The sequence below is a fragment of the Streptomyces sp. NBC_01296 genome (assembly GCF_035984415.1).
GTDB lineage: Bacteria > Actinomycetota > Actinomycetes > Streptomycetales > Streptomycetaceae > Streptomyces.
Genome location: NZ_CP130720.1, coordinates 1,964,612 through 1,983,809, shown reverse-complemented (window position 1 = coordinate 1,983,809; position 19,198 = coordinate 1,964,612). Strand labels below are relative to the sequence as shown.

Annotated in this window: 15 protein-coding genes; 9 read left to right on the top strand and 6 right to left on the bottom strand. The window is 74.0% G+C overall.

All coding sequences use genetic code 11. The features are described from left to right. Positions 1–48 precede the first annotated feature (48 nt). Genes OG299_RS09300 through OG299_RS09290 form a run of 3 tightly spaced genes read left to right on the top strand, consistent with a single transcriptional unit; the run spans position 49 to position 6,253 of the window. The gene (locus OG299_RS09300; RefSeq protein ID WP_327361196.1) at positions 49–843 is read left to right on the top strand and encodes an AfsR/SARP family transcriptional regulator; all 795 of its coding nucleotides are present in this window, start codon (positions 49–51) and stop codon (positions 841–843) included. Positions 844–863: 20 nt separating this feature from the next. Further along, positions 864–4,142: a DUF3376 domain-containing protein gene (locus OG299_RS09295; protein WP_327361195.1), complete on the top strand. Its 3,279-nt coding sequence runs from the start codon at positions 864–866 to the stop codon at positions 4,140–4,142. Positions 4,143–4,186: 44 nt separating this feature from the next. Then, on the top strand, positions 4,187–6,253 hold the full coding sequence (locus OG299_RS09290) for a SpoIIE family protein phosphatase (protein ID WP_266634746.1): 2,067 nt from the start codon (positions 4,187–4,189) through the stop codon (positions 6,251–6,253). A gap of 53 nt (positions 6,254–6,306) precedes the next feature. Here OG299_RS09290 and OG299_RS09285 read toward each other — a convergent pair whose 3' ends face one another. Together OG299_RS09285 and OG299_RS09280 are read right to left on the bottom strand one after the other, a co-directional pair. After that, positions 6,307–9,105 carry a SpoIIE family protein phosphatase gene (locus tag OG299_RS09285; RefSeq protein ID WP_327361194.1) on the bottom strand — a complete coding sequence of 933 codons (2,799 nt, stop codon included), beginning with the start codon at positions 9,103–9,105 and terminating at the stop codon, positions 6,307–6,309. An 18-nt stretch (positions 9,106–9,123) separates the two neighbouring features. After that, positions 9,124–10,101 carry a GlxA family transcriptional regulator gene (locus tag OG299_RS09280; protein ID WP_266634748.1) on the bottom strand — a complete coding sequence of 326 codons (978 nt, stop codon included), beginning with the start codon at positions 10,099–10,101 and terminating at the stop codon, positions 9,124–9,126. An 82-nt stretch (positions 10,102–10,183) separates the two neighbouring features. On the opposite strand from OG299_RS09280, the gene OG299_RS09275 reads away from it, so the two are divergent. Further along, entirely contained in the window at positions 10,184–10,768 is a 585-nt protein-coding gene (locus OG299_RS09275; protein ID WP_266634750.1) for a cysteine hydrolase family protein, read from the top strand. Here the strand turns inward: OG299_RS09275 and OG299_RS09270 are convergent. After that, positions 10,750–11,907, bottom strand: a complete 1,158-nt coding sequence (locus OG299_RS09270; protein ID WP_327361193.1) for an FAD-dependent monooxygenase — start codon at positions 11,905–11,907, stop codon at positions 10,750–10,752. The two genes, OG299_RS09275 and OG299_RS09270, sit on opposite strands and share 19 nt — an antisense overlap. 145 nt (positions 11,908–12,052) lie before the next feature. Here OG299_RS09270 and OG299_RS09265 point away from each other — a divergent pair, with 145 nt between their 5' ends. Continuing rightward, positions 12,053–12,985, top strand: a complete 933-nt coding sequence (locus tag OG299_RS09265; protein WP_327361192.1) for a GntR family transcriptional regulator — start codon at positions 12,053–12,055, stop codon at positions 12,983–12,985. A gap of 58 nt (positions 12,986–13,043) precedes the next feature. Here the strand turns inward: OG299_RS09265 and OG299_RS09260 are convergent, their stop codons facing one another. Continuing rightward, positions 13,044–14,192: a glycerate kinase gene (locus OG299_RS09260; protein WP_266634756.1), complete on the bottom strand. Its 1,149-nt coding sequence runs from the start codon at positions 14,190–14,192 to the stop codon at positions 13,044–13,046. Between the two features lie 143 nt (positions 14,193–14,335). Between OG299_RS09260 and OG299_RS09255 the strand changes: the two genes are divergently transcribed. The 3 genes from OG299_RS09255 to OG299_RS09245 are packed head-to-tail and all read left to right on the top strand — an operon-like array spanning position 14,336 to position 17,039. Continuing rightward, positions 14,336–16,039, top strand: a complete 1,704-nt coding sequence (locus tag OG299_RS09255) for a BCCT family transporter (protein WP_327361191.1) — start codon at positions 14,336–14,338, stop codon at positions 16,037–16,039. Positions 16,040–16,074: 35 nt separating this feature from the next. Then, positions 16,075–16,575, top strand: a complete 501-nt coding sequence (locus OG299_RS09250; RefSeq protein ID WP_266634760.1) for an NUDIX domain-containing protein — start codon at positions 16,075–16,077, stop codon at positions 16,573–16,575. A 35-nt stretch (positions 16,576–16,610) separates the two neighbouring features. Next, positions 16,611–17,039 (top strand): hypothetical protein, encoded by a 429-nt coding sequence (locus tag OG299_RS09245; RefSeq protein WP_266634762.1) that lies wholly within the window; start codon positions 16,611–16,613, stop codon positions 17,037–17,039. On the opposite strand, the gene OG299_RS09240 is transcribed toward OG299_RS09245, so the two are convergent. Further along, the gene (locus tag OG299_RS09240; protein ID WP_327361190.1) at positions 16,982–18,037 is read right to left on the bottom strand and encodes an ArsR/SmtB family transcription factor; all 1,056 of its coding nucleotides are present in this window, start codon (positions 18,035–18,037) and stop codon (positions 16,982–16,984) included. The two genes, OG299_RS09245 and OG299_RS09240, sit on opposite strands and share 58 nt — an antisense overlap. 153 nt (positions 18,038–18,190) lie before the next feature. Between OG299_RS09240 and OG299_RS09235 the strand changes: the two genes are divergently transcribed. Next, positions 18,191–18,607 carry a hypothetical protein gene (locus tag OG299_RS09235; protein ID WP_266634766.1) on the top strand — a complete coding sequence of 139 codons (417 nt, stop codon included), beginning with the start codon at positions 18,191–18,193 and terminating at the stop codon, positions 18,605–18,607. A 70-nt stretch (positions 18,608–18,677) separates the two neighbouring features. On the opposite strand, the gene OG299_RS09230 is transcribed toward OG299_RS09235, so the two are convergent. Further along, complete coding sequence (locus tag OG299_RS09230; RefSeq protein ID WP_327361189.1) at positions 18,678–19,184, bottom strand: methylated-DNA--[protein]-cysteine S-methyltransferase; 507 nt, start codon at positions 19,182–19,184, stop codon at positions 18,678–18,680. Positions 19,185–19,198: the final 14 nt, after the last annotated feature.

The following is a 19,198-nucleotide window of genomic DNA, read 5'->3' as shown; positions in this document are numbered from 1 at the left end:
GTGCGCGCATAGCATATGTGGTCGGACTTCTATGCAGGAGGACCGCCTATGAACCAGCAGTTCCTCGAGTCACCGGTCCGTGTTCCCGGGCAGGGGGAGGCGCCGGCCCTCCACCTCCTCGGCGGCCCGCGCGTCGTCCATCAGGGGAGATGGCTGGACGTTCCGGAAGGGGGCAAGCGCCTGCTCGCGTTCGTCGCGCTCAACGGCGGCCGGGTCGAGCGCCGGCATGCAGCGGGCACGCTGTGGCCCTCCGGCGACGACCTGAGGGCTGCCGGGAACCTGCGGTCCGCGCTGTGGCGGCTCAAGGCCGCCGGCATCGACCTGCTCGACTCCGACAAGTGCTCGCTCGCCGTGCGCGAGCACACGGTGGTCGACCTGTACGTCCTGTACGGCTGGGCCGGGCGGCTCATCGGCGGCACCGCCACCAGCCAGGACCTCTCGGTGCTGAAATGGCGTACCGACGCGCTCGATCTGCTGCCCGGCTGGTACGACGACTGGGTGCTGCTGGAACGCGAACGCGTCCGCCAGCGGCTGCTGCACGCGCTGGAGGCGCTGAGCCGCGAGCTGGCCCGCGTCGGCCGGCACGCCGAGGCGGTGGAGTCCGCGCTGGTCGCGGTGAGCGCAGAACCGCTGCGCGAAAGCGCCCAGCGGGCCCTGATCGAGGCCCACTTGGCGGAGGGCAACCTGATCGAGGCGATGCGCACCTACGACACCTACCGCGACCTCGTGAAACGCGAACTCGGAGTGGAACCGGGCTGTGAACTCTCCGGACTGATACGCAACTTCTGCTGCTCCGCCACCCGCACCCGCGAGGTGGTGGCCGCCCGGGTGCGGCACGCCTGAGACAGGGCCAAGCTGGAGGCATGAGCGACGACCGGCCGGGCCGGCGCAGTACGGAACTGCGGCTGGCCCTCGCGATGCGCGGCGGGGTCAGTCTCGCCGTCTGGATGGGCGGGGCCTGTTGCGAGACGGCGGCGCTGCGGGCGGCGGCCGGGCAGCAGCCGGCCCCGGAATCGGGCGTCTACGCAGGCCTTCTGGACACGTGCGGATACGAGGACGTCGACATCGACGTCCTCGTCGGAACCAGCGCCGGGGGGATCAACGGCGTCCTGCTGGCCTGCCACCTCGTGTACGGGATGCCCTTCGGCCGGGGCGTGCGGGACCTGTGGCTGAGCCTGGGCGACCTCGAAGGGCTGCTGCGCCGCTCCACCCCCTTCCACGTGCCGTCCTCGCTGATGCGCGGCGACGAGGTCTTCTACAAGGAGCTGCGCGGTGCACTGGGCCGCCTCGTCGACGAGGCCCCGCCGGACCGGCGGCCGCCCGCCTCGCTGCGGCTGATCCTGACGGCCACCCGGCTGCGGCCCCGCCGGGACCTGGTCCGGCCCACCCTCGGACGGCCGCTTCCGGTCGGGCGCTCCCAGGCCTACTTCCGCTTCCGGCACCGCGCCGCCCTGACGGACTTCCCCGACGACGTCACGGGCGCGGCCCGGGAGACGGCGCTGGACCGGCTCGCGTACGCGGCGCGGACCTCCTCCTCGTTTCCGGGAGCCTTCGAACCGGGCCGGGTGTACGTCGGCAACGGCGCGCAGCCCGTCGAGGACCCGCCCCGGGTGGACATGCGCGGCGTCAGCAGCGAGAGCGGCCACCCCGACGAGGACCTGAACGGCTGCGCCGAACTCATGGACGGCGGGCTGCTGGACAACATCCCCGTCGCCTGGGCCGTACGGGCCGTCGCCGGGTCCCCGGTGGCCCGCAGGGCCGACCGCCGGCTGCTGTTCCTCCAGCCGGTGCCCCCGTTCCCGCCGCCTCCCGAGCCGGGCGGCAGCCGGCGCGTCACCCGGCTGGTGCGGATGGCCGCGAAGTCCCTGGCCGTGAAGACCGGCGCGGAGTCCCTGCGCGACGACGCCCTCGAGCTGCGCGCCGCCGAGGCCGCGGCCGAGCAGCAGCGGGCCGTCCTCGGGGTGCTGCCGCCGACCCTCACCGAGCTGTACGACGCGGCGATGGCCCGGCTGGGCCCGTACGCCCGCGCGGCCGGCCGGGCGGAGGCGCAGCGGCTGATCCGGCTGCTGGCGGACCCGGCGGAGGTGACCGGCCCGGACGCGCTGCCGCTGCCCGCGGGCCCGGGGCCGCTCGAGGCGCTGGACGAGAGCGCCGCGGAAGGCTCGGCGGTCCTCTTCGCCCGGCTGCGCCGGGCGGCGGACGGCCTGGCGGTGGCGCCCGGCACCCTGCCCGGCCCCGGGTACTCGCCGCTGGCCCTCGCACGTACCGTACGGCTGCTCATGGACTGGCTGGTGGCGTACGAGTCCGGTGCCGGGCCGGTGGAGGCGGAGCTGGTGGAGGCGTACCGGACCCGGCTGTTCGCGTGCCGCTCCGCCGTCGCCACCCTGAACGCCGCCCGGGACCGGCTGCTGCTCGGCCGCTACCGGGCCGCCCTGTCCCTCGGCCTGATGCCCACCGATGCCGCCGCCCCGTACGGCGAGGCGACCTGCCTGCTGGGCGCCCTCATGCCGCCCGTGCCCCCGCCCGAGGCCTCGCCCGCGCACTGGGAGACCTGGGCGGCGAACCTCGCGACGGCGGTCGGCGCCGCCACCTTGCCCGAGGTCCCCGCGACCGGCCGGGCAGCCGTCCCGGAGGGCTTCGGCCACCTGTGGGAGCGGCTGGCGGACCTGGGCCAGGAGATCGGCCTGGACCTGAGCCCCGACGTCGGCGGCTACGAGGCCCTCCACGCCGCCGCCCTCGGCACCGGCCCGCCGATGACCGAGGCGCTGGCGTACGCCGAGGTGCTGCTCGGCCCGCTGCGTCCCGACCCGCTGGCCGAGGCCACCGACATCGACTTCCACACCGTTTCGGCGGCCGACACCAGTTGGGCCACGCGCACGGTGCTGCCCCAGGTGGCCCCGGATTCGCCGGAGGACATGGTCAGGGCCAAGCTCAGCGGCAACCAGCTGAACAACTTCGCCGCGTTCCTCAGCGCCCGCTGGCGGATGAGCGACTGGACCTGGGGCCGCCTCGACGGGGCCGCCGCCCTCGTGTCGGTCGTCGCCACCGACGAGCGCCTGCACGACGCGTTCGGGGACCCCGAGGACCTCACGGCGCTCGGCGAGGAGATCGCCGGGGAGCTGGCACTCGGCCCGCCGTTCACGGAGCTCTGGGCGCAGGACGTCACCACCCGGCCGGACGTGGCCCCCTGGGACCGCGTACGGGACGTGCTCACCGCGGTCCGCCAGCACGAGATCCTCCAGGAGGAGCTGCCGCTCCTCGCCGAGCTGCACCGCAAGGGCTTCCGGGGCGGCAACCGGCCCCCGGACTCCCCGCCGAACGCGCAGAACCCGCCGAACGCCCTGAACGCGCCGAACCCACCGGGCCTGCCCACACGGGCCGCGTTCGACGCGGCCCTGGAGTCCTTCCGCGAGATCGGCGCCGAGGAGGCCGGCCGGCTGCTCCGGGCGCGGGATCCGCGCCGGGCGGCCCTGCGCACCGGGCTCCTCGCCTGGCCTGCGCTCCAGCCCACGGGCCGAGCCGGGGCCCGCCTGGTGCAGGGCCTCCTCGGCGTGCTGAAGCCGCTGGTCTGCCTCCCGGTGCTGGCCGGGGCGGTGGCGCCCGTAGCGGCCCTGTGCGCGGCCGTGCTGATGTGGACGGGCATCGCCTTCTCCACCGGCGACTGGTCCTCGCTCCCCGGCCACGTCCCGGTCTGCCTGTACGCCATGGTCGCCCTCGCGGCGCTCGTCCGACAGCGGATCCGGCCCGCCCGGCTGCGCGTCCCCGCCCTCCTGATCGCGGTGGCCAGCCCGCCCGTCGCCCTGTGGCAGCTGCGCGGCCTGCACCCCCCGGAGGTCGGCGACGGCGCCCGCACGCTGATCGTCGGGGTCGCGTTCGCCCTCGCCGCCGCGGCCGTGCTGTACGTCGGTACGGACCGGTGGGCGCTGCTGCCGGGGGCCGCCGCCGTCGCGGGAGTGATCGCCGGCCTCGTCCAGTTCGGCCGCCCCGGGCTCGGCGGCTGGTGGGCCGCCCTCATGCTCTACGCCGTCCTGTTCTGGGTCACCTTCGTCCTTCCCTGGCTGTACCCGAGGCCGCGCCCGCCCGTATCCGGGCCCGTCGGCCACACCGGCCGACGCAGCGCCCCGCGCCGATCGCTCGGATAGGGTGAATCGGTAGGAATCAGACCCCCCGGGGTGAGGTCGGTGCGGTGGACACATACCAGTCGACGAGCGAGGTCCCGGATCAGCCGGTCGCGGCTGTCGGGTACGCCGGTGTGCTCCGCGAGCTGCTGCCGATCGCCCTCTGGCGGGAGGACGCCGACGGACTCATCGTCGAATGGTCGCTCGCCGCCCAGGACCTGCTCGGCCACCGCCCCGAGGACATCCTCGGCCGCCCCGGCACGTCCGTACTCGTCCCCGAGACCAACCAAGAGCTCGCCGACGACCTGACCCGGCGCGTCCAGGCGGGTGAGACGGTGGTCGGCACCCTCCCCGTACGCCACCGCGACGGGCACCGCGTCACCATGGAGATGTGGATCGTCCCCGCCATCGACCCGCAGGGCCGTACGGGGGCCATGCTGATCGCCGTGGAGACCACCGAGGTCCTGCGCATGCGGGACTCGCTCGCCGCCCTCCAGAGCCTCTTCACCCAGTCGCCCATCGGCCTCGCCACCCTCGGCCCCGACCTGCGCTTCCTGCGGGTCAACGACGCACTGGCCCGGATGAACGGCGTCTCGGCCGCCGACCACCTCGGCAAACGGCTCACCGAGGTCGTGCCCGGCGTCAACGCCGTCGCGCTCGAGGCGACGATGCAGCAGGTCATGGACCGGGGCACCGCCGTCGTCGACGTCCGCCGCACCGGCCGCACCCCGGCCGATCCCGAGCACGACCACACCTGGTCCTGCTCGTACGCCCCGCTGCTCGACGGCTCCGGCCGCCCGCTCGGCGTGATCGCCTCCCTCATCGACATCACCGAGAGCCAGCAGGCCCAGGTCGAGGCCGAGCGGGCCCGCCGCCGCTTCGCCGTCCTTGCCGAGGCCGGCACCCGCATCGGCACCACCCTCGACCTGGACCAGACCGCCCGGGAGATCGTGCAGGTCCTCGTACCCCAGCTGGCCGACTCGGCCGACGTACAGCTGCTGGAGGCCGTCCTCGCGCCCGACGACGCCGCGGCCACCCACCAGGGCATGCTGCGCCGCATCGCGGTCGAGTTCCCCGACCCGGACGCCCCCACCGCCCGGCTGGCACCCGGCCAGACCTTCCAGATCCCGGCCGAGTCGGTCTACGAGCAGGTCATCGCCGAGGGGCGGCCCATGAACCTGTACGTGTCCGACGTGCACGCGCTGGTCCCCGACCCGCGCGCCACGGAACTGCGCGACTACCTCGCCACCCTCGGCTCCGCCCGGCTGATCCCGCTCGTCGCCCGCGGCACCGTGCTCGGCGCGGTCACCGTGACACGGCTGCGCGGCCGCGAGCCCTTCGACGAGCAGGACTGCGTGCTCCTCGACGAGGTGGTCGCCCGCGCGGCGCTCAACATCGACAACGCCCGGATGTACACCAACCAGCGCCGGGCCGCCCTGACGCTCCAGCGCAGCCTCAGCAACAGCGCCCTGCCCGAGGTCACCGGCCTGGAACTGACCGGCCGCTACCTGCCCGCCAGCGACCACGACGTCGGCGGCGACTGGTACGACGTCATCCAGCTGCCCGGCGGCCGCACCGGCCTGGTCATCGGGGACGTCATGGGCCACGGCATCCACGCCGCCGCCGTCATGGGGCAGCTGCGCACGGCCGTACGCACCCTCGCCCGCCACGACGTCTCCCCGACCCGGCTGCTGCGCTCGCTCGACGAGGCCGTCGCCGACCTGGGCGAGGACGAGATGGCGACCTGCGTCTACGCCGTCCACGACCCGGCCACGGGCGGCTGCACCATCGCCCGCGCCGGCCACCCGCCGCCCGCCGTGGCCACGGCGGGCGGGGAGGTCACCTTCCTCGACGGCCCGCCCGGCACCCCGCTGGGCACGGGCGGGCAGGAATTCCGCACCGAAGAGGTCGCCCTGCCGCCCGGAAGCCTGCTCGTCCTCTACACCGACGGCCTCATCGAGGCCCGCGACCGGGACCTCGACCAGGGCATGGCCCAGCTGGGGTGGGCGCTGCGCGACGCCGGGCAGCCGCTGGACCGGCTGTGCGACGAGATCCTGGCGCGTCTGCTGCCGGGGGCCCCGCAGGACGACGTGGCGGTCCTGCTCGCCCGTACGGCGGCCTCCCGGCCCCGCTGAGCGGCCGGTGGCCGCGGGCGCCTGGCGCCGCCTGGCGCCGGCGCCCAGGGCCGTCACCAGGCCAGGTCCTCCAGCGACTCCAGGTCCATCACCGGCAACGCGGGCTCCGGATCGCCGGTCAGCGGCAGCTCGGCCCAGATGACCTTGCCGCGCTCGGTGTACCGGGTACCCCATCGCTCGGCGTACTGCGCGACCAGGAACAGGCCGCGGCCGCCCTCGTCGGTGGTGGCCGCGTACCGCAGGTGCGGCGAGGTGCTGCTGCCGTCGGAGACCTCGCAGATGAGGTTGCGGTCGCGCAGCAGCCGCACCCGGATGGGCGCGGTCCCGTACCGGATGGCGTTGGTGATGAGCTCGCTGAGGATCAGCTCGGCCGTGAACGCGATGCCCCCCAGCCCCCAGGCGGCGAGCTGCGCCGAGCCCGCGTTGCGCACCCGGGAGACCGCGGCCGGGTCGGCGGGCACCTCCCACTCCGCGATCCGGCCCGCCTCCAGCCGCCGGGTGTCGGCGATCAGCAGGGCGATGTCGTCGCTCGGGGACGGGAACAGCAGCGCGGCCAGCACGTCCGCACAGGCCTGTTCGGGGCTGCGGCCGGGCTGGGAGAGCGTCTCGGCCAGCAGGTCGAGGCCGGCGTCGAAATCCCGGTCGCGGTCCTCCAGCAGGCCGTCCGTGAACAGCACGAGCCGGCTCGACTCCGGCAGCAGCAGCTCGGTGGCCTCGAAGGGCATGCCGCCCACGCCGAGCGGCAGCCCGGCGGGCAGCTCCGGGAACTCCACGCCGCCGTCCGGCCGGACCAGGGCCGGTCCGGGGTGCCCGGCACTCGCCATCGTGCAGACCCCGGAGACCGGGTCGTAGACCGCGTACAGGCAGGTGGCGCCCGTGACGCCGGCCGGCTCGCCCGCCCCGTCGGCGGCGTCCCCGGCGGCCGCGGACTCGTTCTGGTCGATGCGGTGGATCAGCTCGTCCAGGTGCCCCAGCAGCTCGTCCGGCGGCATGTCCAGGGTGGAGAAGTTGTGCACGGCGGTCCGCAGCCGGCCCATCGTGGCCGCCGCGTGCACCCCGTGCCCGACGACGTCGCCGACGATCAGCGCCACGCGGGCGCCGGCGAGCGGGATCACGTCGAACCAGTCCCCGCCCACCCCCGCCTTCGCGGGCAGGTACCGGAAGGCCACTTCCACGGCGCTCTGGTCCGGCAGCACCCGGGGCAGCAGGCTCCGCTGGAGGGCCACGGCCGTCGCGTGCTCCCGGGTGAAGCGGCGGGCGTTGTCGATGGAGACGGCCGCCCGCGCCCCCAGTTCCTCCGCGAACGACAGGTCCTCCTCGTCGAAGGCCTCCGGGGTGTCGGCGGCCCGCCAGAAGTTGGCCATGCCGAGGACCACGCCGCGGGCCTGCAGCGGCACCGAGATCAGCGAGTGCAGCCCGTACCCCAGCGCCTGGCGGGTGCCCGCCTCGTCCTGCGCCCGCCAGCCCATCGCCGCGTTCAGATCGGACGCCAGCACCGCGTGCCCGGCGTCCAGGGCCGCCGCCATCGGAGCGGTGGGCACCTCGAAGCGGATGATGTCGCCGACCGGCTGCAGCGGCTGGTCGGTGCGCACCCCGCTCATCGCCGCCCTGCGCATCTCGGAGTACACGCCGGTGGCCGGCGAGGGCTCCTCGCCCTTCAGCACCGGCTCCAGCAGCTCCACCGTGACGAAGTCGGCGAACCGGGGCACCGCCACCTCCGACAGCTCCTCGGCGGTCCGCACCACGTCCAGCGTGGTCCCGATCCGCACCCCCGCGTCGTACAGCAGCTGGAGCCGCTCCCGGGCCACCTCGGCGCGGCCCGAGAGCGCGGCGAGCTCGGTGGTGTCGCGCAGGGTCATGACGCTGCCGGACGGGTGCCCTCCGTACGGCTTGGTCGGGCGGACGTTGACGGCGAGGAGCCGGTCGCCCGCCAGGTGCACCTCGTCCGTCGCGACCCGCCCGGACACCAGCAGCGAGGTGGTGCGCGGGTCGAGGCCCAGCTCGCCCACATGGCGCTGCTCGGCGTCGGGCGGCAGGTTCAGCAGCCGCCGGGCCTCGTCGTTGGCGAGCAGCAGCCGCTGGTCGGCGCCGATGATCAGGACGCCCTCGCGGACCGCGTGCAGGACCGCCTCGTGGTGCTCGTTGATCCGGGCCATCTCGGCCTCGCCCAGGCCTCGGGTCTGGCGCCGCAATCGGCGGCTGACCAGGGCGGCGCCGCCCGTGCCGAGCAGCAGCGCGCCCGCCGTGGCGCCGAGCAGCAGCGGCAGCTGGCCCTCGACCACGTCGGAGACCTTGGCGACCTCGATGCCGGTGCCGACCAGGCCGACGACCGTCCCGCTCGCGTCCCGTACGGGGACCACGGCGCGGACCGCATCGCTGGGCGAACCCTTGAACACCTCGGTGAAGGACTGCCCGCCGACGGCCCGCGAGAGGTCGCCGGTGGCCCGTTTGCCGATCAGGTCCGGCCGGGAGTCGGTGTAGCGCAGCCCGTCGGGCGCCATCACGGCGATGAAATCGACGCCCGAGCCCCGCCGGGCGGCCTCGGCCAGGGGCTGCAGCGCACGCGTCGGGTTGGGCGCCACGAGGGCCTCGGGGAGGCCGGGGGCGTGCGCGAAGGCCTCCGCGGCCGCGAGGGAGCGGTGGCGCGCATCGCGCTCGGTGTCGTACCGCTCCTGGAACACGAGGGCCAGCGAGGCGGCCGCGATCAGCAGCACCACGATGAACGCCTGGAGCGCGAAGACCTGACCGGCGACACTGCGGGCACCCAGGGAGAGGCGCGGCGGCAGGCCGGGGTCCCGCCCGATCGGCTGCCGGGGCGGGGATCCCCTGGGTCGACCCAAACGTCCGGTCATGAGCCATTTCTAACACTGTCACCGGGATTTGGGCGGGGCTGCTGGTGTGGCGATCGCCGCACTGCGGTACGCACGGGGGCTGAGGCCCATGGACGAGGTGAAGTGCTGGCGGAACGTGACCTCGCTGGCGAAGCCCGCGCGCCGGGCCACTTCCGGAACCGGATGGTCCGTGCGCTCCAGGAGCTTGCGGGCCTCGTCCAGGCGGTGGCCGAGGATCCAGCGGTGCGGGGTGGTCCCGGTGGCGGCGAGGAAATGGCGGGCGAAGGAGCGCGGGGACATCCCCGCCCAGCGGGCCAGCGTGGCCACGGACAGCGGCTCGTGCAGATGGCGCAGGGCCCGCTCCCGTACGGCCGCCAGGGCCTCGGCGGTCCGGTCCGCCGCCGGGGTGGGCCGGTCCAGGTACTGGGCGTGGCCGCCGGTGCGGAACGGGCCCGTCACCATGGACCGCGCGATGGCGGCGGCGGCCTCCGCGCCGTGGGCCTCCCGTACGAGGTGCAGACAGAGGTCGATCCCGGAGGCCACCCCCGCGGAGGTCCACAGCCCGCCGTCCTCCACGTACAGCGGGGCGTCCTCGACCAGCACGGACGGGTGGCGCGCGGCGAGCTGCGGCGCCAGCGACCAGTGGGTCACGGCCCGGCGGCCCGCCAGCAGGCCCGCCTCCGCGAGGATGAACGCTCCCGCGCACAGTGCGGCGATCGGCACGCCCCGGGCGTGCGCGTCCCGCAGGGCGGCGAGGACCGGCCCGGGCGTCGGGGCGGCGGGTTCGGCCAGCGCCGGCACGACGACGAGATCGGCCTCGGCGAGCCAGTCGAGCGGCCCGTCGGGGGCCAGGGTCAGCCCGCCGGGCAGTGCGATCGGCCCGGTGTCCACGGCGCACCGGCGCAGCTCGAAGCGCGGGACGCCCAGGTGGCTGCGGTCGGGTCCCCAGACCTCGGTGATGACGGCGAGGTCGAAGCTGCGGATCCCGGGCTGGACGACGACGGCGACACGATGCATGCTGCCATTCTGGCAGGATCCCATCGGTTCGGGTCCCGGTTGCCGCTGTCGGCGCGCCGGTCCGGCGGAAGATCATGAAGCCATGACGAAGAACGAGATCGCACTCGCCCCGAACGCCGCCCTGCTGGTCATCGACGTACAGCAGGGCTTCGACGACGCCTCCTACTGGGGCCCCCGCAACAACCCGGCCGCCGAGGCCAACATCGCCGCCCTGATGGACGCCTGGCAGGAGTCCGGCCGCCCCGTGGTGCTCGTCCGCCACGCCTCGCGGACCGCCGGCTCGGTCCTGGCCGAAGGCCACCCCGGCCACGCCTTCAAGGACTTCGTGGCCGACCGGGCGGGGCAGGAGTCCCTGCTGGTCACCAAGACCGTGAACTCCTCCTTCTACGGCACCCCCGACCTGGCCGCATGGCTCACCGCCCAGGGCATCGGCCAGCTCGTGGTCTCGGGGATCCAGACGAACATGTGCGTCGAGACCACCGCGCGGATGGCCGGGAACCTGGGCTACGACGTGCTCGTCCCGCTCGACGCCACGCACACCTTCGACCTCGAGGGCCCGGACGGGCTCCGGCTGACGGCCGACGAGCTGGCGACCGCCACCGCCGTCAACCTCCAGGGCGGCGGCTTCGCCCGCGTCGTCACCACGGCTCAGCTGCTGGGCTCGTAGTCCCGCAGCCGGATCGGTTCCGTGCGGGCGTGCTCCGGGGCGCCGGCGGCGAGCATGTCCAGCACCTCCTGGGTCGGGGCGGGCAGGAAGAACCGCTCCGCGCCCTCCCGGCCCAGTGCCTGGTGTTCGGCGACGTACGGGCGCATCCGGTCCTCGTACGCGGCGAAGGCCGCCCGGTGGTCGCCGCCGGCCTCGGCCAGCTCGCCCGCCAGGACGTACGCGCCGATCAGCGCCTGCGAGGTGCCGCGGCCCGAGGTCGGCCCGGCGCAGGCGCCCGCATCGCCGAGCAGCACGACCCGGCCGGCGGCCCACGTCTCCATCTCCACCTGGGCGTTGGCGTCGAAGAAGAACTCCGCCGCCGCGTCCATCTCCGCCAGCAGCCGCGGCACCTCCCAGCCCTCGCCCGCGAACCGCTCGGCCACGATCCGCTTCTGCTGCGCCCGGTCGCGGCGGTCGTAGTCCAGCCCTTCGGGCGCGGCGAAGTGGAAGGCCGCCCGGGCCTCGGTGTCGGCGCGGGCCGAGAAGACGTTGGCGGTCTTGCCCGGAGCGGCGTACAGCTGCCCGGTGCTCCGCAGTCCGAGGTAGTTGTCGAGGTTGAAGATCGCCGTGTAGATGCCGAGGTGGCGGACGAACCGCTCCTCGGGGCCGAAGGCCAGCGCGCGGGTGGTGGAGTGCAGCCCGTCGGCGCCGACGACCAGGTCGAAGCGGCGCGGCGCGCCGTGCTCGAAGGTGACGGACACGCCGTCGGCGTCCTGTTCCAGCGTCGCGATCGAGTCGCCGAAGACGTACTCGACGTCGGCGCGGGTGGCTTCGTGGAGGAGCCGGGTCAGGTCGCCCTTGAGGACCTCCAGGTCGCCGGCGAAGACCGCGGCCGGGAGGGTGGCGTACTGCCTGCCGTCGGCGTCCATCATCGCGGCGTCGCCCATCCCGGTGTCGAGCGCCCGGATCTCGTCGAGCAGGCCCATCCGGTCGAGTACGTCGAGGGCCTCGCCGCGGAAGTCGACGGCGTAGCCGCCGTCGCGGAGCTGCGGGGCGCGCTCGACGACGGTGGGGGCGAATCCGTGCCGGTGCAGCCAGTAGGCGAGGGCGGGGCCGGCGACGCTGGCGCCGGAGATCAGGACGGTCTTCGTGGGGGTCATGCGGGGTTCCCTTCTTGGTTCCGAGGCGTACAACGTACAGACGCAAAACCCCAGTGATAAGGCCTTTGTCGAGCAAAGCAGCCTAGTGCACTGGAGGCCATGGTGTACTAGTGCACCAGGCAGGGTCGGGGTCGGGAGGCAGGGAATGACACCACAGGCGCCGTACGCGCGGATCGCGGCCGAGCTGCGGCGGCGGATCGAGGCGGGGGAGCTGCGGCCGGGGGACCGGGTGCCGTCGACGCGGGCGATCACCCAGCGCTGGGGGGTGGCGATGGCCACGGCGAGCAAGGTGCTGGCGCTGCTCGCGCAGGAGGGCCTGGTACGGGCCGTGCCCGGGGTGGGCACGGTGGTCGCGGCCGAGCCGCCGGGCCCGGCGGCGGGCCGGGACGACCCGGGCGCGGCCCGGACCCGGATCGTGCGCACGGCGATGGAGATCGCGGACGCGGAGGGCCTGGCGGCGCTGACCATGCGCAGGCTCGGGGCGGAGCTCGGCGTCTCGGCCATGTCCCTGTACCGGCACGTACGGAACCGGGAGCAGCTGGTGGCGCTGATGGCCGACGCCGCCTTCGGGGAGGCCTCGCTGCCGGAGCGGCCCCCGACGGGCTGGCGGGCCCGGCTCGAGCTGTCGGCGGCCGCGCAGTGGCGGCTCTACGGGGCCCACCCCTGGCTGGCCGCGGCCATGAACCTGAACCGCCCGCTGCTGATCCCGAACGGGGTCCGGCACATCGAATGGGCCCTGGCCGCGCTGGAGGGCCTGGGCCTGGACGCGGATGCGCGGATGCACGCCGCGGTGTCCCTGTTCGGCTACGTCCGGGGCCAGGCGGTGGACCTGGAATCCGAATCGGCGGCGACCGCCTCGAGCGGGGTGACCGGCGACCAGTGGATGCAGGCCCAGGAGACCCGGCTGGCAGCCCTCCTCCAGGACGGCACCTTCCCGGCCTTCGCGGCAACCCGCACCTCCGCCGACCTCTCCCCGGAATCCCTCTTCGCGTTCGGCCTGACCACACTCCTGAACGGCCTGTCGGCCGAAATCGGCAGCGGCACGGCGCCCGCGCCCCGGCACCGGCGCCGGCCGTAAACGCCGAGGCCCGGCACCCCCGCTCGGGGGCACCGGGCCTCGTACGGCCGACCGGAGGTCAGAGCACGTCGGCGGCAATACGGGCCGCAACCCGCTCCAGCAGGGGACCGGCGTTCGGGATCGACTTGGCCGGGTCGGGCTCCAGGTCCGTCAGCGGGTACGCCTTGCGGATGCCGGCCGCCTCCAGGGCCTCCTGGCCCAGCAGCAGACGGCCGCAGACCGCCACGACCGGCTTGCCCGCCGCCCGCGCCGCCGCCGCGACACCGGCCGGGGCCTTGCCGTGCAGGGTCTGCTCGTCCAGCGAGCCCTCACCGGTGATCACCAGCGTCGCCCGCTCGAGCGCCGGAGCGAACCCCAGCACCTCCAGCATCAGCTCGATGCCGGGCCGGAACGACGCGCCGAGCAGCAGTGCTCCGTACCCGATGCCGCCCGCGCCACCCGCACCCGGGGCGGCGGCGAGCCGGCCGGCCTTCTCGCCGATCGACTTCTCCAGCACCACCGCGAAGTGCGCCAGCGCCGCGTCCAGCGTCGCCACGTCCTGGGGCGACGCCCCCTTCTGCGGGCCGTAGACCGCGGGCGCGCCCTTCGGGCCCGTCAGCGGGTTGTCCACGTCGCTCGCCAGGACGAGGTCGACCTCCGCGAAGCGCGGGTCGATCCCGGACAGGTCGGCGGACGCCAGCTCCGCGAGCGCGCCGCCGCCCGGACCGACCGGTTCACCGTTCGCGTCCAGGAACACCGCACCCAGCGCGGCCAGCATCCCCGCACCGCCGTCGGTGGTGGCGCTGCCGCCCACACCGAACACGATCGAGCGCGCCCCCGCGTCCAGCGCGGCCTTCAGCAGCTCGCCCGAGCCGTACGTGGTCGCCGTCAGCGGGGCGAACACACCCGCCGGCAGCAGCTGGAGCCCGGAGGCCTCCGCCATCTCGACCACGGCGGTGCCGTCGCGCAGCGCGAAAGCGGCCGTGACCTGCTCGCCGAGCGGTCCGGTGACCCGTACCTCCCGGCGTTCGAACCCTGCCGCCACGGCGGCCGCGACCGTGCCGTCGCCGCCGTCCGCGACGGGGAGGGTCTCGATCTCCACGCCCGGTACGGCCTTGCGGAGGCCCGCCGTCACCCGCTCCGCGACCTGAACGGCCGTGAGCGAGCCCTTGAATTTGTCCGCGGCGATGAGCACGCGCGCGGTCTCAGTTACTGCTCCGTCCGTCACCTTGCTAATCCCTTGCTATCGAACAGTGCAGTCGCGCCCCCATGAGCCTATCCGGAGGATCCTCCTATGCCCATGGGTGGCCTGGCTCACACCCGGCGCGCCATGCCCCTAAATACGGATATACGCCTGCATAGTGTGGCCGCATGAGCGCGGAATCGCTGGAAGACGCACCTCCGGAGGGTTCGGACCCCGAACCGGACCGCGCCGTCGTCGCCATCGGGGTGATCGCCGTGCTGGCCGTCGTCGCCTGGGCGGCGCTGGGCAAGGACTCCTTCGACACCGCGTCGAGCACCGCGCTGGCCTGGGTGCTGGCCAATTTCGCCTGGCTGTTCGTGATCGCCGCCGACGTCTTCCTCGTCATGTGCGTCGTCCTCGCGATCAGCCGGTTCGGCCGGATCCGGCTCGGCGCCGACGACTCCGAACCCGAGTTCACGAACCTCGCGTGGATCGCGATGATGTTCAGCGCCGGCATGGGCATCGGCCTGATGTTCTACGGGGTGGGCGAGCCGCTCACCCACTACCTGCACCCACCGCCCGCCTCCGGGGCGGCCCCCGGCACCGGGGCCGCCGCCCAGGCGGCCCTCGACTACTCCTTCTTCCACTGGACCCTGACCCCCTGGGCCATCTACGGCATCGCCGGCCTCGCCCTCGCCTACGCCACGTTCCGCAAGCGCCGCGGCAACCGCCTCAGTGCCGCCTTCGTCCCGCTGATGGGGGAGGAGCGCGCCAGCGGGCGGCCCGGCAAGGCCATCGATCTGCTCGCCGTGTTCGCGACCGTCTTCGGCACGGCGACCAGCCTCGGCCTCGGGGCGCTCCAGGTCGCCGAAGGGCTCCACATCACGGCCGGCATCGAGGACTCCACCTCCGTCGAGCTGATCATCATCGCCTCGCTCTCCGGGGCCTTCGTGCTCTCCGCCTTCTCCGGCCTGCACAAGGGCGTGAAATGGCTGAGCACGATCAACATCGTGCTCGCGGCCGCCCTGATGACCTTCGCCTTCCTCCTCGGCCCGACCGTCTACATCCTCGACGTGATCCCCGCCAGCATCGGCAGCTACCTGCACGAACTGCTGCCCATGGCCACCCGTACCGGCGCCTTCACCGACAGCACCTGGCTGGGCGCGTGGACGATCTTCTACTGGGCGTGGTGGCTGTCCTGGGCGCCGTTCGTCGGCACCTTCATCGCCCGCATCTCGCACGGCCGCACCATCCGCGAGTTCCTGATCGGCGTCCTGCTCGTCCCCAGCGGCGCCACCGTCGTCTGGTTCTGCGTGATGGGCGGCACCGCGATCCGCCTCGACTCCACCGGCGCCGCCGACCTCGCGGCCAAGGTCAAGGACGGGGCGGAGGCCTCGCTGTTCGCCATGCTGGACGCGCTCCCGCTGGGCACGCTCACCTCGTACGTGGCCATGGCCCTGGTCATGACCTACTTCGTCACCAGCGCCGACTCGGCCTCCCTGGTGATGGGCTCGCTCACCAGCCGCGGCTCGCTGAACCCGCCGACCTGGCTCGTCGTCACCTGGGGCGTGCTGATGGCGGCGGTGGCGGCCGTGCTCCTGGTCGCGGGCGGCCTCAAATCCCTGCAGACCGCCACCATCCTGGTCGCGCTGCCCTTCGCGATCGTCATGCTGCTGCTCTGCTGGGCCCTGGTGAAGGAGCTCCGCGAGGACCCCGGCGCGGGGCCCGCCCGCCACCACGCCCTGCACGGGATGCGGGACGCGGTCACGGCCATGGTCGGCGACGCCCTGAACGACCAGGGCCGGTCCCGCCACCCCCGCCTGCGCCGCGTCGCCGAATCGCCCCGTCGCGACCGCGACGACCCGCCCGCCCCGAAGACCCCGGAGGCGTGATCCCGCCCGGTGGGGCCGCTGGGTAGGGTGGCGGCGTGACCACCACGGATGACTACGCCACGTACATCGCGAGCCTGCCCCGGGTGCTGGCCGGCGCCGCCGCCCTCTACCGCGACGCCGAGGGCCGGGTGCTGCTCGTCGAGCCCAACTACCGCGAGGGCTGGGCCCTTCCGGGCGGCACCATCGAGTCGGACCAGGGCGAGTCCCCGCGCACGGCCGCCCGCCGCGAGAGTGCCGAGGAGATCGGCCTCGACCTGCCGCTCGGCCGGCTGCTCGCCGTCGACTGGACGCTCGGCGAGGGCCGCCCGCCGTTGGTCGCGTACCTCTACGACGGCGGCGTGCTCGAGGAGGCGCAGCTCGCCTCGATCAAGCTCCAGGAGGAGGAACTGCTCTCCTGGCGGCTGGTCGAGCCCGCCGAACTCACCACCTACCTCCCCGGATCGCTCGGCCGGCGCACCCGAGAGGCCTACCGGGTCCTCGAGTCCGGCGAGGGCGCCGCGGAGCTGGAGAACGGCACGCGCCCGGTCTCCTCGTGACACCGGGCTTACTTCGAGCAGGACAGAATCATCTGATGATCACGATGTACGCCTGGCCCAGCACCGCCGACGGGCCCGACGCCCTGCCCATGGTCCACTTCACCACCGAAGAACAGGCGGGCGGCGAGGTCACCGCCGAGGGGACACCGGTGTGGCTGTTCGACACCGCGATACGCGAGGGCGGCTGGGCCCAGTTCACCGATTTCGAGGGCTGGTCCGTCCCCGCCGCAGGCTGGCAGGCGTTCTACCGCCGCGAGGACGACCTCCTCGCCGTGACCGGCCCCGGCGCCTGCGAGGGCTGGTACCAGGGCAACCTCGGCGCCGACGCCGACTGGGTGGCGGCGGCCACCGCCCAGCAGAGCGTGGTCCTGCTCGCCGCCCCCGTCCAGCACCCCTCGCTCTTCGGCTACGCGGTCGAGGCGGGCGCCGCGTTCGCCCTGCTGGTGCCGTTGCTCGTCGTGTAGGGCACGGACCGGATCACCGCCCGCTGGTAGTACACCTGCCGGGCCCGCCGGGTCCGCGACAGCAGCCCGGACCGGTGCAGGATCCCCAGGTGGTACGAGACGGTGGCCGGGCTCAGATACAGCCGTCCGGCCAGCTCCGCGGTGGTGCGCGGGTCGGCCAGCTCCGCGAGCACCCGGCCGCGCGTCTCGCCGATCAGCTCACCGAGCCCGGCCCGGCCCGCCTCCTCGGCGGGCGGCAGCGGGTAGACCACCGTCAGCGGCTGCTTGTCGGGCGCCCCGTCGGTGTCGAGGCAGTACATGGCGGTCCGGCTGAATGCGGACGGGGTCAGGATCGCGAAGTCGGCAGCCGCCCGGCCCGAGAGTTCGGCGTGGTCGGGCGACCGGCAACCGCGCCCCAGATCGATGTCCACCCCGCCGTCCCGCCATCCCAGGCTCGGCGCGAGCAGATCGGCCATCGCCGCGAAGCCGGAGCGGGCCGCGGAGTCCGCCCGGCGTCCGATGTCCGACTCCATACGGTCCCGGAGCTCCGGCCACAGCGGCCGCAGCGTACCCTGCCACAGCCGCTCCAGCTGCCCGGCCACGGTGGCGGCCAGCGCCTGTTCGCCGCGGTCGAGCGCGTTCAGGACGAGGGCGGACCGTTCGCGGCGGCCACAGCCGGACAGGGCGGCGCACTCGGTGAAGGCCCGCATCTCGTAGGCCACCCGCCCGGGCGCGGTGCACGTGATCCGGTGCAGCTCGCCGTCGAGGTCGCAGGCGAAGTCCAGTGGCCGCGGGCTGAGGAAGTCGGGCGTGTACCCCCCTCGGTTGCCGAGCAGTAACCGGGCCACCAGCCCCAGCCCCTGCGATCTGACCGCGTCGGCCACCGAGCGGCGCAGCTCCCGGCCGAGCTGTTCGGGGCGGTGGCCGAGCAGGAACAGCAACTGGCCGAGCGAATGGACCGGTGAGACGGCGAACCGCGTCCGTGCGACCGCGTCCGCCCCGAGATCGACCCTGATCATGCATCCCCCAACGCACGCGCCATGGTGATCGAATTCGAAGCTGATCGAATCACTGGGTCGTCGTTCGCTTGTGCGTTTTGCTGTTTCCAGACCGGATGCAGGGAAGGTCCGGACCGGCCCTTTTCACGTGCCCCATGCCAGAAGGAGAACGACATGCCCGTGCGACGCTCCGCCTCCCGCGCCCGCCGCGCCCTCACCACCGCCGCGGTCCTCACCGGCGCCGTGCTGGCCGCAGGCGCGACCACCACCTCGGCCTACGCCGCCGAGGGCCAGTGGACGATCGGCAGCGGCTCCTGCGTGGCGATCGAGAAGATCGAGCTCCACTGGACCAGCACCGGCTACCACGACTTCATGGCCAACGATCCGATCCAGAACTCGGCGAGCGACCCGTACCAGTGCCGCTTCACGCTCTACGACAACGGCAACCTCCTCTGGAGCTCGTCCCCGCTCCCCGGCACCGGCAACCAGTCCTCGTGGTACTACGACGGCCCCGGCCACAGCATGCAGGCCTGCGTCGACCGCTACTACAACGGCACCCGCCTCACCCACAACTGCGGCCCGCTCAACTGAGCCGCAGGGCGTGGTGCGGCGCGGCCCGGAAGGCACGCACCGCACCACGCCCGCCGGGTGCGCGCCCGGTCTACAGCCGGTCGCCTGCCTCGAAGGACAGCAGCCGCACCTTGCGCTCGACGCCGCCGCCGTAGCCGGTCATGCTGCCCGAGGCGCCGATCACCCGGTGGCACGGCACGATGATGCCGACCGGGTTCTTCCCGTTGGCCAGGCCCACCGCGCGCGAGGCGTTCGGCTTGCCGAGCTTGGCCGCGAGCTCCCCGTACGACCAGGTCTCGCCGTACGGGATCCGTACGAGCTGGTCCCACACGCTGCGCTGGAACGCGGTGCCCTCCAGCCGGACGGGCACGTCGAACTCCGTGAGCTCCCCGGCGAAGTACGCGGCCAGCTGCCGCACGACCTCGGGGAACGGCTCCTCGGTCGCGGCGACCCGCTCCCCGAAGGACTCCTCGGCGGGCCGGTGCCGCTGCCCGGTCATGTACAGACCGCTGAGGACGCCGTCCGTGGCGACCAGGGTGAGCGGCCCGTACGGGCTCTCGACGACGGCGTGCTGCTTGGTGTGCTGCGTGGTGCTCATGACGGAAGGCACTC

Coding starts and splice junctions, on each gene's coding strand:
- OG299_RS09270 (WP_327361193.1), bottom strand. CDS start 11,907: ATGACCCCCACGAAGACCGTCCTGATCTCCGGCGCCAGCGTCGCCGGC.
- OG299_RS09300 (WP_327361196.1), top strand. CDS start 49: ATGAACCAGCAGTTCCTCGAGTCACCGGTCCGTGTTCCCGGGCAGGGG.
- OG299_RS09240 (WP_327361190.1), bottom strand. CDS start 18,037: ATGATCAGGGTCGATCTCGGGGCGGACGCGGTCGCACGGACGCGGTTC.
- OG299_RS09235 (WP_266634766.1), top strand. CDS start 18,191: ATGCCCGTGCGACGCTCCGCCTCCCGCGCCCGCCGCGCCCTCACCACC.
- OG299_RS09275 (WP_266634750.1), top strand. CDS start 10,184: ATGACGAAGAACGAGATCGCACTCGCCCCGAACGCCGCCCTGCTGGTC.
- OG299_RS09280 (WP_266634748.1), bottom strand. CDS start 10,101: ATGCATCGTGTCGCCGTCGTCGTCCAGCCCGGGATCCGCAGCTTCGAC.
- OG299_RS09295 (WP_327361195.1), top strand. CDS start 864: ATGAGCGACGACCGGCCGGGCCGGCGCAGTACGGAACTGCGGCTGGCC.
- OG299_RS09245 (WP_266634762.1), top strand. CDS start 16,611: ATGATCACGATGTACGCCTGGCCCAGCACCGCCGACGGGCCCGACGCC.
- OG299_RS09255 (WP_327361191.1), top strand. CDS start 14,336: ATGAGCGCGGAATCGCTGGAAGACGCACCTCCGGAGGGTTCGGACCCC.
- OG299_RS09230 (WP_327361189.1), bottom strand. CDS start 19,184: ATGAGCACCACGCAGCACACCAAGCAGCACGCCGTCGTCGAGAGCCCG.
- OG299_RS09285 (WP_327361194.1), bottom strand. CDS start 9,105: ATGACCGGACGTTTGGGTCGACCCAGGGGATCCCCGCCCCGGCAGCCG.
- OG299_RS09265 (WP_327361192.1), top strand. CDS start 12,053: ATGACACCACAGGCGCCGTACGCGCGGATCGCGGCCGAGCTGCGGCGG.